The following is a 13829-nucleotide window of genomic DNA, read 5'->3' on the forward strand; positions in this document are numbered from 1 at the left end:
GGCCAAAACGATAAGACTACCGGGAGACACGGCGATGGGCTTTTTGAGAACCTTACTTGCGCTATCAGTGGTGCTGGACCACCTGGGCGGCGGCTATGCCGACCACCTGGTCGGCGGCCGGCTGGCGGTACAGCTGTTTTATGTCATTTCCGGATTTTTGATTTCCTATGTGCTGACGGCAACAGACACGTATCAGGGCGCCACCGGCAAGTTCTACGCCAATCGCTTCCTGCGCCTGTTCCCCATCTATCTGGCGGTGGCCGCCATGACGCTCGTCGCACACGTCGTCTCCGGCGGCGCGTTCTTCCGCTTCTACGACGCCCTGCCCTTTTCCGCTGACCTGTTCCTGGTGCTGTCGAACTTGTTCATCTTCGGCCAGGACTGGCTGATGTTCTTCGGCATCGAGCATTCGGCCCTGTCCTTCACCGGCAGCTTCGCGCATAGCGAGGTGCCGCTGTATCAAGGGCTGCTGGTGCCACAGGCATGGACACTGGGCGTTGAGATGAGCTTCTATCTGGTCGCGCCCTTTGTGCTGGGCTCGCCGCGCCGCCTGCTAGCGTTGCTGGCCGCATCACTGGCGTTACGCGCCGTGCTGATTGTGACCGGCATCGGCCTCTCCGACCCCTGGACCTACCGCTTTTTCCCAACAGAACTGGCGCTGTTCCTGATTGGCTCGCTGTCCCACCAGGTGCTGCTACCCCGCTGCAAAGCGTGGATGCGCCGCTTCAACCGGCTGCCGGAAGTGGGCACCGCCGTGCTCGTTGCTTACTGCATGATTCATTTCTCGATTGGCCTGAACCCGACGGTGCGCGACGGCATCGCCGTCCTGCTGTTCGCGGCGCTGCTGCCGCTGGCGTTCCTGTTTCAGTCGCGCCATCGGCTGGACAAGGCGATCGGTGAATTGAGCTATCCGATTTATATCTGCCATTCGCTGGTGATCATGTTCTTCAGCTGGCTGCTCAACGACGTTGAAATGCACCAGCCCATGTTGTTCTCGGCGCTGGTGATTGCGGGCTGTATCGGATTCTCGGCATTGCTGAATGGCTTGATTGCGGACCCGGTGGAACGCTTGCGCAGCCGTTTGCGCAATCGCGGGAAACAGGCCGCCGACGTGCTTGCCCCGGTGCCGGACGCACAGCGGCGTCCGCCAAGCGCGGCCCAACCTATCGGGACTATTCGCCGCGCGCCCTGAGACTATTCGCCGCGCGCCTTGATGTAGGCCGCCAACACCAGCTCGATCTGCCGCTTTTCCTGCGAGCTCAAGCGCGCGTAGGTCGCGTACGACACGGACTCGAAAGGCCAGGCGGGCTGGGGCGCACATTCCCCGGCGTGAGCGGGCGGCGGCTCGGCATAACCGGAATTCAGCATCGGCCCCTCACCGGTGCTCAACCACATCGGGCTGACGCGCAGCGCGCGGGTCAGCTTGATGAGAGCATCGCTTGAGGGTTGCAGGCGTTGCCCGCTTTCGTAGTTGCCGATGGCGCTTTGCGACAGATTGCTTGCGACTGCCAAGTCCTTTTGAGTCCATCCCTGAAGCATTCTTGCGTTGCGCAGACGATGGCTAAACGTGTCCAATCGATCAACCTGAGACATTAATATGAATTTATTTATTTGATTAAAACATCTCAATACTGGCGGCAAATAAACGGATTACACCCCAATTTCCGGGCTAATCCATCCATCGCAATATTTGCCTGCTTGTCCGCCGGCTTGCGCGCCGCGAGCGCGTGCATCGCCATCGGCAGCATCCCGAAAAAATCCAAGCCTGACATTGACTTACCTCAGCACACCTGCAAAAGCCCCGGCACTGCGGGCATGCATATGCCTGCGCATCATCGGCGCAAAGCCGCAGGGAGTTTATGGGTATTTCGAGATAGAAAATAGAAAATAATGTATCGGTAATACATAATAATTTTCCGTCGCAAAGGCAAAAACAAACACTGTTTCATGCGCTTTCCCAGCGCGCTGACTGGATGCGAAGTTACCATCAGAAACTACAGAAACGTATCTTCACAAAAAAACACGCCCGTGTTTAAATGAAACACGGGCGTGACTTCCAGGCAGGATCGGGTCACCAGCGGCCAACGGCCCATGCATCGGAACGGCAATCGTCCGGACCTCTCGCCTCCATACCAACAACACCGCCAGACGGTCTCGTCATGGCGCGGCGCGATAAAGAGGGGCATGCCGGGACTGCTGACGCCGCGCGCTTCCCTCTCAGGCGCCGCCCTATGCCGCGCCACCTCATTGGAAGCATCAATGAATAACACGCTGGATGTCATTTTCCTCGGAGTCGACGACGCCAGGCATGCCCGGCTMGTGGACGCCCTGTCTCACCTGGGCTTCTGCGTCCGCCGCTGCCTGGATCTGGTAGACGTGTACGACCGTTACTCCCGCCGCCCCAGCCCGCTGGTCGTGCTGGAGGCTCCCCTTTCAGACATACACAACGCCGCCGTACGCCTGCGCGCCGTGGACCGCGGGCTGGGCATCGTCGCAATCGCTGCATTCGCCGACGCCGAAAGCCGAATCCGCACGCTGCTGTGCGGGGCGGATGCCTGCCTGCCGCCAGACGTCACGGGCCTGGAGTTGGCCGCGGTGCTTCAAGCGCTGGTGCGCCGCGCGGTGGGCATGGATGGGATGGACGCGGCCGCCGACGCGCACGCCGAAGAGCCCGCTCAGGAAACCTGGCGGTTGGCCAACAAGGGCTGGACGCTGATCAGCCCCACGGGCCGCACGCTGGGCCTGACGACGGGCGAACGCGATTTCATTTCCCGCTTGGTGACGGCGCCAGACCGCAAGGTCAGCCGCGACGCCTTCTATGCCGATGGCGCAGACGACGCCGACAGCGGCATCACGCGGCGCCGCTTCGTGGATGTGATGATCAGCCGCTTGCGCCGCAAGGCCGCCGCCAATCAGATGACGTTGCCGATCCGCGCGGTGCATGGCTGGGGCTATATGTTCGCCGCGGACATCACGCTGGATCTGGACTATCGGGAGATGGGGGAAGACAGCCGGCTGGACGCGCTGGAAGATTGGCGCCGCGAAACCGCGGATGCCGGCGCGGCGGACTGAAGCGGCCGCGCCACGATGCGGACATGCGCATCGTATAGGCGAAAAAAACGCGGCGCTGCCCCCGAGAGGTAAGACGCCGCGCTAAAACAACACGTGAACCCGGAGTCATCAGCCGGCACTGATGCCTTCTACCTGGATCACGCGATTCCAACATTCGTGCCTCATACTGCTCACGCACGGTCCAACCGTGAACTTGTGCAGGGTCTCTAGTCCCCATACAAGCTGCAACGTGATCAACGCCCGGGCGTCACACCATCCAATGAAGACTGGTTGGCTTACCGCCCGTATCAGCGGTTTTCCGTTTGGATAGCCGCGTGATGAAGGAAGTTTAGGACTTGCCGCGCGATTCCAGTAATTCTTTGTTGATAGCCTTCTATACCTATTTGGCATAGCAAAGCCCGTCGCGCAACGTCCTAAAATACGGACAAAAGGACACGCTCCCACACCGATGCCGACCACAACCCACACCCTCAAACAGCGCCTGCGCAAAGCGCTATCGCTGTTTCCGCCGAACTGGTGCCTGGCGATTCTTGTTGCGCTGGATGGCTATGCGTTCATGCACCCGGTGCTGCGCGAAGTGCGCGCGCGCGAATACTCATTTTGGCTGGCGCTGGATAACTGGCATGAAGTGATGCGCGTGGTGGGCCTGCTGGAAATTCCGCGCCTGGTGCTCGGCGTCGGCCTGCAAGTCATTGCCATCGGCCTGATCCTGAAGGCGCGCATCGCATGGGCGTTCTCGCTGGTGCTGCTGATCGGCATCGGCACGTTCGCGATTATGGGCGACGCCGGGCGCGCGGGGCTGGGCATCTACACGCTGGTGCTGGTGATTGCGCTGATCGCGTATTGGCGCCGCTTTGACCGCGCAAGCGTTACCGCAGGCTCGCTGTTCGCGCTGGTCAGTGTGTTGTCGCTGCTGATCTACGCCATCTTCGGCACGCTCTACCTGGGCAACGAATTCAATCCGCCCGTGCTGGACGCAGGCACTGCGCTCTACTTTTCCATCGTGTCGATGTCCACCGTGGGGTATGGCGACATCACGCCGCACAGCACCACCGCCAGGCTGTTCACCGCGTCGATTATCATCCTTGGCATTACGGTGTTCGCCACCTCCATCAGCGCCATCGCCGGGCCGGTGATCGGCGGCAATCTGAAACGGCTGGTCAAAGGCAGGCTCTCTACCGCCATGAGAAAAAACCACATCATCATCGCAGGCGCCACGCCGCTGGCGCTCAGCGTCTACAACGGGCTGCGCCAACGCAGCGAGGAAGTGACCGTCATCGTGCCTGTCGGCACGCCGCACGAATACCCCGCCGCCACCGACCTGATCGAAGGCGACCCCTCCAGCGTGGAAATCCTGCGCAATGCGGGAGTGACGCGCGCGCGCTATGTGCTGGCGCTGCGCGATGACGATGCCGAAAATGCGTTCATCGTGCTGGCGGCCAAAGAAGCCACGGGCGAAGGCGGCGCGAAGACGGTGGCGCTGGTCAACACCAGCAAGCATCTGGAGAAGATCCGGCGCGTGCATCCGGACATGGTGTTCTCGGTGCAATTGCTGGGCGCTGAACTGCTGACGCGCGCCATCAATGGCGAACCGATGGACAGCCAGGCCATCACGGATCTGTTCTTCGCCAAGTCGGCGACGCCGCCCGTGACGCCGTCTTGAGCCACGTCGGGGCGGCTCGTCACGCCGCGTTAGGGGCGCCCGTGACCGGGCGCTGCGCCGCGGCGGCGACAGCCCCTGGCGGCGAATGCCCGACATACCACCGCACGAAATCCGCGGACGGCATGGGCCGCGCAAACAGATACCCCTGAATGAACGCCACGCCGCGCGCCGTCAGGTAATCAAACTGCACTTGCGTTTCGACGCCTTCCGCCACCACCGCCAGATTCAACCGATGCGACAACGTGATGATCACGTCTAGCACCGGCGCGTCTTCGCCCGACGGCAAGATGGCCTGCACGAAGCCCTTGTCGATCTTCAGGTAATCCACCGGAAACTTCTGCAAATACGATAGCGAGCAATGGCCCGTGCCGAAATCGTCGATCGCCACGCGCACGCCGTCGGCGCGCAGCGCATCAATATTGCGGCGCGCCTGGCCGTTATCCGCAATCAGGCTGCGTTCGGTGATTTCCAGCACGACCAGCGGTTGGCGCGCAGCGATATTCGCGCGAAACGCCTGAATGTCGGACACGAGCGTCGTGCCCGACAGATGCTCGGGCGCGATGTTCACGCCAATGTGAAAGTCGGGTGGCGTAGCCCACGTTTGCATATCACGTTCGATCAGCCGCAACAGATGCTGGGTCAGCGGAATGATCATGCCCTCGGCCTCGGCCGCCGCGATGAAGATGTCGGGCCGCACGAAACCCACGCCGGGCCGATTCCAGCGCATCAGCGCTTCAGCCCCTTCGCACTGCCCGGTCAGTTGCCCATACACCGGCTGGTAGTAGACCTGGAACTCGTTGGCGCGCATGGCGCTGCGCAGCTGCTCTTTGAATGACAGGCGATTGACCTGCAAACGGTAAGCGGCAAACGCCAGCCCGGCGCCTATCAGCAGCGCAACGGGCAGATAGCTCAGCAAGAGCTGCTGCCACGCGGTCACCAAGCCTTCGGCCGGGGCGCGGACATTGATGGTCAACGCCACGCGCCCGTTGTTCCGCGTGACTTCGTCGTAGATGAGTTCGGCGCCCTTGCTTGACGCCTTCCAGGACTCACTGCGGATGGGCGCCCCCTTGCCTACGATCAGCTCCAGCCCGTAGTCGCCCAGCGAGGCAACGGCATTGAGCAGGTCCAGGATGTACCGGCCGTCCAGCGCCACGGCGCCGCTATAGCCCGGGGCACCCGGCTTGCCCAGCAGAATCGCGGGGCGCTCAGGCGCCAGGGGCGTTCCCGCCACTGAGAACAACCAGCGGTCGGGCGTGGCGTCGATGGGCCAATTGCGGAAATCACCCACGGAGAAATCCACGGTCCCGAGCACCGACGAACAATAGATGTGATCACTGTTGGCGAGAATCAGGGCGCGGAAATACGGGTTCAGCGCGCTCCAGCGTTGCAGCAAAGGCAGCACTTCCGCGCAAGGCTTCGGCGTCAGCTCGGCCACCCGGTCCAGCACAGACCACGCTTGCGAAAGAATGGTCTCAACCTGAACACGAACGATTTGCGCGGCCGCTTCGGCTTCGTTGCGCCGTTCGTTCTTGGCATGCACCCAAGACCAGGCCACGCACAACACAATCGGGAGCAGCAAGGCAAATGCCACTGGCAAATACCGCCAGGACGGCACACGAACCGTCATTCCTGATGTCGTCAAAGCCGCCTCGCTGGAAATTCAGTCTATGTGCAAAACCATCCTGAAAAGGATAGGACACCAAGCGCGGCGCAGCGTCAAGAAGCGATTACACAGCGCCCTGCCTGCCGTGTCGCGGGTTCACGTCGCGGGTTCATGCCGCAGATTCAAGCCGCGGATTCCAGCAAGCGCTGGATCAACGCAATATGCGCCCGTCTGCGGGCCGGCAGGTTGAACTGTTCTTCGGGACCCATCAGCGCCGACATGACCAGCGTATGCACGATGGGCGACAGCAGCAGCCAGGGATGTTCCACCGCCAGGCACCTGCCGCACAGGCCACGCTTGCGCGCCCGCGCCAGCACCTGCGCAATATCAGACTGATACGCATCAGCGGTTTCGCGCCGCCAACGAGAGGCCAGGTGCGGCACTCGCCCGCTTTCCGCCAGCAGCAGGCGCATCGTGCCGGCCATGGCGGGGTCGCTCAAAGACGCGTACAGGTGGTTCACGATGCGCTCGGCCAGATGGCGCGGGGACGACGCCCCATCCACCACCGCGTCCACGTCCAGCCGGGCCGGATTCAGATGGCGCGTGAGCAACGCCTCGAAGACGTCTTCCTTACTGGCGAAATGCGCGTACAGCCCCCCTTTGGACAGGCCGGCGCGCACGGCGATGTCTTCCATCCTGGCGCCGGCATAGCCCGCTCGTGAAAATTCCTGCAATGCCGCGTCAAGGATCTGCCCGACGCGCACGGCAGGAGGCAGACGACGGCGTTGCATGCTCATAGCGAATTCCCCTGCAAGTCCCGGACATTAAAAACCGACCGGTCAGTCGTTAACTTGACCCGCGTCAAGGAACGCTGCGCGCACCCTGGGCACAATGAATGCATGACCCTGGCATCGGGTCCGTCCGAAAGCCTGGCCACAAGCCGCGCCGCCCCGGACGCACCCGGCGCCCTCGCGCTGGAGACCCTTGCATGACTCGCCGTCCGTATCCGGCCAAGACCCTGAGCGCCCTGCGCGCCGCCCCCGCCGCCTTGTGCGTGCTGCTGGCAGGCTGCGTGTCCATGGCGCCAACCTACACCCGCCCTGCTCTGCCCGTGCCCGCCGCTTACACACCGGCCACGGCGTCCGATGCTGCACCGCAAGCCACGCAGGATGCGGCGTCCCAAGCCATCCCTAATGCGCCTTCCAACGCGGCACCAGATGCCAACGCCGAAGCCGCCGCCCACATCGCCTGGCAGACCTATTTTTCCGACCCCGTCCTGCACGGCCTGATCGACAGCGCACTGGCGAACAACCGCGACCTGCGCACCGCCTTGCTGCGTGTTGAAGAAGCCCGCGCGCTGTACGGCATTCAACGCGCAGATCAATTCCCCACCCTCGGCGTGCAGGCCGAGGGCACGCGCAGCCGCGTGCCGGGGGACCTGACCCTGACCGGCCAACCGCAGATCAGCAGCCAGTATCAAGCCGGCGTGGGCATGGCCACCTGGGAGCTGGATTTCTGGGGCCGCGTGCGGAGTCTGAAAGACGCCGCATTGCAAAACTACCTGGCGTCCGACGCCGCGGCGCAAGCCGCCACGCTCAGCCTCATCACGCAAGTGGCCGACAGCTACCTGACGCTGCGCGAACTGGATGAACGGCTCGCGCTCACGCGCGAAACCATCGCCTCGCGCGCGGAGTCGCTGCGCATCTTCCGCCGCCGTTTTGAAGTGGGCGCGATATCAAAACTTGACCTGACCCAAGTCGAGACCTTGTGGCAGCAAGCGCGCGCATTGGGCGCCGACCTGGAACAGACCCGCGCCGCGCAGGCCCACGCGCTGGAACTGCTGGTGGGCGCACCGTTGAATCTGCCCGCGCACATCACGCAGCTGGACGACAACGCCGTCATGCGCGACCTGCCCGCCGGGCTGCCGTCGGACCTGCTGGTCAGCCGCCCCGACATCGTCGCCGCCGAACATCAATTGCAAGCCGCCAACGCCAACATCGGCGCCGCGCGCGCCGCCTTCTTGCCCAGCATCACGCTGACCGGCGCATTCGGCACCGCCAGCGCCGAGCTGGATGGCTTGTTTTCGGGCGGCAGCCGCGCCTGGAACTTCGCGCCCAGCATCAGCCTGCCGATCTTCGACGCCGGCCGCCGCCAGTCCACACTGGATCTGACCGAGGTGCGGCGCGACCAAGCCATCGCCACCTACGAGAAGAGCATCCAGAGCGCGTTTCGCGACGTGTCCGACGCCTTGACGGCGCGCCACTGGCTGGCCGAACAAGTGGAGGTGCTGCGCGCCACCGTCGCCGCGCAAAGCGAACGCGCGCGGCTGGCGCAGCTGCGCTATGAGCACGGCGCGTCACCGTATCTGGAAGTGCTGGACGCGCAGCGCGACCTGCTCGCCGCGCAGCAGACGCTGGTGCAGCGGCGCCGCGCGCTGTTGTCCAGCCGGGTCGGCCTGTACGCCGCGCTGGGCGGCGGCACCCACGCCGCGGGATTCACCGCCGCCGCCCCTTCCACCGAATAATCCAGGAACCCGTCATGCCTCTGCCCACCCGAAAGCTGATTCCCGTGTTGATAGTTCTGGCGGTCGCGGCCGCGGGGTACGCCGGCTGGCGGCTGCTGGCCGACACCGGGCCGGGAGAAGGCTTCATCAGCGGTAACGGCCGCATCGAAGCCACCGAAATCGACGTCGCCACCAAATTGGCCGGCCGCGTGAGCGATGTGCTGGTGATCGAAGGCGACTTCGTCAAAGCCGGCCAACCGCTTGCGCGCATGCAGATCGACACGCTGAATGCGCAGCGCGAAGAAGCGCGCGCCCAGCATCAGCAAGCGATCAACAGCGCGGCCAGCGCCGCGGCGCAAGTCGCGCAGCGTGAAAGTGACAAGCTGGCCGCCGAAGCCGTCGTTGTGCAACGCGACAGCGAAGCTGACGCCGCGCGCCGCCGCCTGGCGCGCTCGGAAACGCTGTCCAAGGAAGGCGCGTCGTCTATCCAGGAGCTGGACGATGACCGCGCCCGCGTGCGCAGCGCGCAGGCCGCCGCCCAAGCCGCCCGCGCCCAAGTGCGGGCAGCTGCGGCCGCGATCGACGCCGCGCGCGCCGCGCAGGTGGGCGCGCAATCGGCCATCGCCGCTGCGCAAGCCACCATCGCCCGCATCGACGCCGACATCACCGACAGCGAGCTGCGCGCCCCGCGCGACGGCCGCGTGCAGTACCGCGTTGCACAACCCGGTGAAGTGCTGGGGGCTGGCGGCAAAGTGCTGAACATGGTCGACCTGTCCGATGTCTACATGACGTTCTTCCTGCCCGAGCAAGCCGCCGGCCGCGTGGCGCTGGGCCAAGACGTGCGCATCATTCTGGACGCCGCGCCGCAATATGTGATTCCGGCCAAGGTGTCGTTCGTGGCCAGCACGGCGCAGTTCACGCCCAAGACGGTGGAAACCGCCAGCGAACGGCAAAAGCTGATGTTCCGCGTCAAGGCGCAGATCAGCCCCGCGCTGCTGCAACAACATTTGACGCAGGTGAAGACGGGCCTGCCGGGCGTCGCGTGGCTGAAGCTGGATGCCGACGCCGCCTGGCCCGGCAATCTTGAAGTCCGGGTGCCCTGATGGATGCCCCTGGCGCCGCCCCTGTCGTTCGGCTATCCGATGTGCGCCTGCGCTACGGCAGCACCGTGGCGCTGGACGGCATCACGCTGGATATTCCACCCGGCCGCATGGTGGGCCTGATCGGCCCCGACGGTGTGGGCAAGTCCAGCTTGCTGGCGTTGGTGGCGGGCGCACGCGCGGTGCAGGAAGGCCGCGTCGAAGCCCTGGGCGGCGACATGGCCACCCCCCGGCACCGCGACGACGTCTGCCCGCGCATCGCCTACATGCCGCAAGGCCTGGGCAAAAACCTATACCCCACGCTGTCGGTGGAAGAGAACCTGCAATTTTTCGGCCGCCTGTTCGGCCACGACGAGGCCGAGCGCCGCCGCCGCATCGACAGCCTGACGCGCAGCACCGGCATGTCTGCCTTTCTGTCGCGCCCCGCCGGCAAGTTATCGGGTGGCATGAAGCAGAAGCTGGGCCTGTGCTGCGCGCTGATCCACGACCCTGACCTGCTGATCCTGGATGAACCGACCACCGGCGTCGACCCGCTGGCGCGCGCGCAATTCTGGGACTTGATCAACGAGATCCGCCGCGAACGTCCGGGCATGAGCGTGATTGTCGCCACCGCCTATATGGACGAAGCGCAGCGCTTTGATTGGCTCATCGCCATGGACGACGGCCGCGTGCTGGCCACCGGCACGCCCGCTGACCTTACGCAGCGCACCGGCGCGGATTCTCTGGAAGCGGCCTTCATCGCACTGCTGCCCGAAGCGAAACGCCGGGGCCACAAGCCGGTGGAAATCGTGCCGCTGGCGTTGGACGACAACGCTGAAATCGCCATCGAGGCGCGCGATCTGACCATGCGCTTTGGCGACTTCGTGGCGGTAGACCACGTGAACTTCCGCATCCGCCGTGGCGAGATCTTCGGCTTTCTGGGATCGAACGGCTGCGGCAAATCCACCACCATGAAAATGCTGACGGGCCTGCTGCCCGCCAGCGAAGGCCAGGCCTGGCTGTTCGGCCAGGAGGTTGATCCGCGCAACATTGATACCCGCCGCCGCGTGGGTTATATGTCGCAAGCGTTTTCGCTGTATGGCGAGCTGACCGTGCGCCAGAACCTGGTGCTGCATGCCCGGCTGTTCCATGTGCCCGAAGCCGATATCCCCGCGCGCGTGGACGATATGGTCGCGCGATTCGAATTGGGCGATGTGCTGGACACCTTGCCGGAAAGCCTGCCCATGGGCGTGCGCCAGCGCTTATCGCTGGCGGTGGCCATGGTGCATAAACCCGAGCTGCTGATCCTGGACGAGCCGACTTCTGGCGTGGACCCCGTTGCGCGCGATGCGTTCTGGCGCTTGCTGATTGCGCTGGCCCGGCAAGACAAGGTCACGATTTTCATCTCGACGCACTTCATGAACGAAGCGCAACGCTGCGACCGGATGTCGTTGATGCATGCGGGCAAGGTGCTGGTCAGCGCATCGCCTGCCGAGATCACGCGCATGCGCGGCGCGAAGACGCTGGAAGAAGCGTTCATTGCGTATCTGATCGACGCGGGGGCCGGCACGGCGGCAAGCGCCGCACCAGAAGACGCCGCCCCGGCCCCGCAGCCAGAACCGCCGCCCGCTCCCCGCCACGGTTTCAGCCTGCAACGCGCACTCAGCTACATGTGGCGCGAAACGCTGGAACTGCGCCGCGACCCGGTGCGCGCCACCTTGGCGCTGGCGGGGTCGCTGCTGCTGATGTTCGTGATGGGTTACGGCATCAGCCTGGATGTGGAAGACTTGCGCTACGCCGTCATGGACCGCGACCAGACGAGCCTTAGCCACAACTACAGCCTGAATCTTTCCGGCTCGCGGTACTTCATCGAACAGCCGCCTATCTCGGACTACAACGAGATGGACGCGCGCATGCGCAGCGGCGAGCTATCGCTGGCGATCGAGATTCCGCAGGGCTTTGCGCGCGACGTGCAGCGCGGCAAAGCCGTACAGATCGGCGTGTGGATCGACGGCGCCATGCCGCAGCGCGCGGAAACCATACGCGGCTATGTGCAGGGCATGCATCAAGGCTGGCTGATGCAGCAGGCGCGCGAACGGCTGGGCGCCAGCGCGCAACAAGCCGTCAGCATCGAAACGCGCTTTCGCTATAACCCCGACGTGCGCAGCCTGCCCGCCATGGTGCCGGCCGTGATTCCGCTGTTGCTGCTGATGATGCCCGCCATGCTGACCGCACTTGCCGTCGTGCGCGAAAAGGAACTGGGTTCCATCATCAACCTGTACGTCACGCCGGTGACGCGGCTGGAATTCCTGCTGGGCAAACAGGCGCCGTATGTTGCGCTGGCCATGTTGAATTTTCTGTTGATGACCTTGCTGGCCGTGACGCTGTTCGGCGTGCCCATCACCGGAAGCTTTATGACGCTGCTGGCGGCCGCGCTGATCTATAACGTGGTGGCCACCGCCATCGGCCTGCTGGCGTCCACCTTCACACGCAGCCAGATCGCGGCGCTGTTCTTCACGATGATCGGCACGCTGGTGCCCGCGGTGCAATTCGCGGGGCTGTTGAACCCGGTGTCGTCACTGGAAGGCGGCGGGCGGCTGATCGGGCAGATCTATCCCGCCACGCACATGCTGACGATCAGCCGTGGCGTATTCAGCAAGGCACTGGGGTTTACGGATCTGCAGGCCTCGTTCTGGCCGCTGCTGGCCGCAATACCGATCATTCTGGGCGCGTCGGTGCTGCTGCTGAAAAAGCAGGAGACCTGAATGCGACATCTGGCCAACATCTACCGCCTGGGCGTCAAAGAACTATGGAGTCTGGCGCGCGACCCGATGATGCTGATCCTGATCGGCGTGTCGTTCACGCTGATGATCTACACCGCGGCCACCGCCGTACCGGAAACGCTGCACAACGCCCCCATCGCGGTGGTGGACGAAGATGCTTCGCCTTTATCGGCGCGCATCACGTCGGCGTTTTATCCGCCGCATTTCACGCCGCCGGAAACCATCACATCGGCGCAGGCGGACGCCGGCATGGACGCGGGCCGCTATACGTTTTCGGTCAACATACCGCCCAACTTCCAACGCGACGTGTTGGCTGGCCGGCCCGCCGAAATCCAGCTGAACGTGGACGCCACCCGCATGAGCCAGGCGTTCACCGGCAGCAGCTATATCCAGCAGATCGTCACCGACGAGATCAATGAATTCGTCAATCGCTACCGCGCGCCCACGACGCTGCCCGTAGAGCTGGCCGTGCGTATGCGGTTTAACCCCAACCTGACGCAGGCCTGGTTTGGCGCGATGATGGAGATCATCAACAACGTCACGATGTTGTCCATCATATTGACCGGCGCCGCGCTGATCCGCGAGCGGGAACACGGCACCATCGAACACCTTTTGGTCATGCCCGTGACGCCCACAGAAATCATGGTGGCGAAGGTGTGGTCCATGGGGCTGGTGGTTTTGGTGTCGGCTGGGCTATCGTTGACGTTCGTCGTGCGTGGCTTGTTGCAGGTGCCGATCGAAGGGTCGGTGGCGCTGTTCCTGGTGGGCGCTGCGTTGCACTTGTTCGCGACCACGTCCATGGGCATCTTCATGGCCACGCTTGCACGCAGCATGCCGCAGTTTGGAATGCTGCTCGTGCTGGTGCTGCTGCCACTGCAAATGCTGTCGGGCGGCACCACCCCGCGCGAGAGCATGCCGGACTTCGTGCAGAACATCATGTTGGCCGCACCCACGACCCACTTCGTGGAACTGGGCCAGGCCATTCTCTATCGCGGCGCGGGATTCAGCGTCGTATGGCAACCCTTCCTGGCGCTGACGCTGATTGGCGCCGTTCTATTCGCGTTCTCTCTGGCGCGTTTTCGCAAGACCCTGAGCCAGATGGCTTGAGGGACTGATTCGTTTCCCC

General features: G+C 63.9%; 11 protein-coding genes. 7 read left to right on the plus strand and 4 right to left on the minus strand.

The window, feature by feature from the left end; genetic code table 11:
* Positions 1-34 precede the first annotated feature (34 nt).
* Entirely contained in the window at positions 35-1192 is a 1158-nt protein-coding gene (locus AC1DB0_RS24320; protein ID WP_054423210.1) for an acyltransferase family protein, read from the plus strand.
* 2 nt (positions 1193-1194) lie between these two features.
* Here the strand turns inward: AC1DB0_RS24320 and AC1DB0_RS24325 are convergent, their stop codons facing one another.
* Together AC1DB0_RS24325 and AC1DB0_RS24330 are read right to left on the minus strand one after the other, a co-directional pair.
* Positions 1195-1593 carry a helix-turn-helix domain-containing protein gene (locus AC1DB0_RS24325; RefSeq protein ID WP_175170942.1) on the minus strand — a complete coding sequence of 133 codons (399 nt, stop codon included), beginning with the start codon at positions 1591-1593 and terminating at the stop codon, positions 1195-1197.
* 32 nt (positions 1594-1625) lie between these two features.
* Positions 1626-1772 carry a hypothetical protein gene (locus AC1DB0_RS24330; RefSeq protein WP_346551565.1) on the minus strand — a complete coding sequence of 49 codons (147 nt, stop codon included), beginning with the start codon at positions 1770-1772 and terminating at the stop codon, positions 1626-1628.
* Positions 1773-2259: 487 nt separating this feature from the next.
* Here AC1DB0_RS24330 and AC1DB0_RS24335 point away from each other — a divergent pair, with 487 nt between their 5' ends.
* Entirely contained in the window at positions 2260-3072 is an 813-nt protein-coding gene (locus AC1DB0_RS24335; RefSeq protein ID WP_476758118.1) for a response regulator transcription factor, read from the plus strand.
* Between the two features lie 448 nt (positions 3073-3520).
* On the plus strand, positions 3521-4735 hold the full coding sequence (gene kch / locus AC1DB0_RS24340) for a voltage-gated potassium channel protein (protein WP_054423212.1): 1215 nt from the start codon (positions 3521-3523) through the stop codon (positions 4733-4735).
* A 19-nt stretch (positions 4736-4754) separates the two neighbouring features.
* Here the strand turns inward: kch and AC1DB0_RS24345 are convergent, their stop codons facing one another.
* A complete protein-coding gene (locus AC1DB0_RS24345; protein ID WP_476758119.1) occupies positions 4755-6314 on the minus strand; it encodes an EAL domain-containing protein in 1560 nt (519 codons plus the stop codon).
* A 206-nt stretch (positions 6315-6520) separates the two neighbouring features.
* A complete protein-coding gene (locus tag AC1DB0_RS24350; protein ID WP_476758120.1) occupies positions 6521-7135 on the minus strand; it encodes a TetR/AcrR family transcriptional regulator in 615 nt (204 codons plus the stop codon).
* Between the two features lie 191 nt (positions 7136-7326).
* On the opposite strand from AC1DB0_RS24350, the gene AC1DB0_RS24355 reads away from it, so the two are divergent.
* The 4 genes from AC1DB0_RS24355 to AC1DB0_RS24370 are packed head-to-tail and all read left to right on the plus strand — an operon-like array spanning position 7327 to position 13810.
* A complete protein-coding gene (locus AC1DB0_RS24355) occupies positions 7327-8862 on the plus strand; it encodes an efflux transporter outer membrane subunit (RefSeq protein WP_476758121.1) in 1536 nt (511 codons plus the stop codon).
* Positions 8863-8876: 14 nt separating this feature from the next.
* Positions 8877-9944 (plus strand): HlyD family secretion protein, encoded by a 1068-nt coding sequence (locus tag AC1DB0_RS24360; RefSeq protein ID WP_441371622.1) that lies wholly within the window; start codon positions 8877-8879, stop codon positions 9942-9944.
* Positions 9944-12685 carry a ribosome-associated ATPase/putative transporter RbbA gene (gene rbbA / locus AC1DB0_RS24365; RefSeq protein WP_476758122.1) on the plus strand — a complete coding sequence of 914 codons (2742 nt, stop codon included), beginning with the start codon at positions 9944-9946 and terminating at the stop codon, positions 12683-12685. The genes AC1DB0_RS24360 and rbbA overlap by 1 nt, the downstream gene beginning before the upstream one ends.
* The gene (locus AC1DB0_RS24370) at positions 12686-13810 is read left to right on the plus strand and encodes an ABC transporter permease (protein ID WP_054423218.1); all 1125 of its coding nucleotides are present in this window, start codon (positions 12686-12688) and stop codon (positions 13808-13810) included.
* Positions 13811-13829 lie beyond the last annotated feature (19 nt).

This window comes from Achromobacter sp. 10T422 (assembly GCF_056394065.1).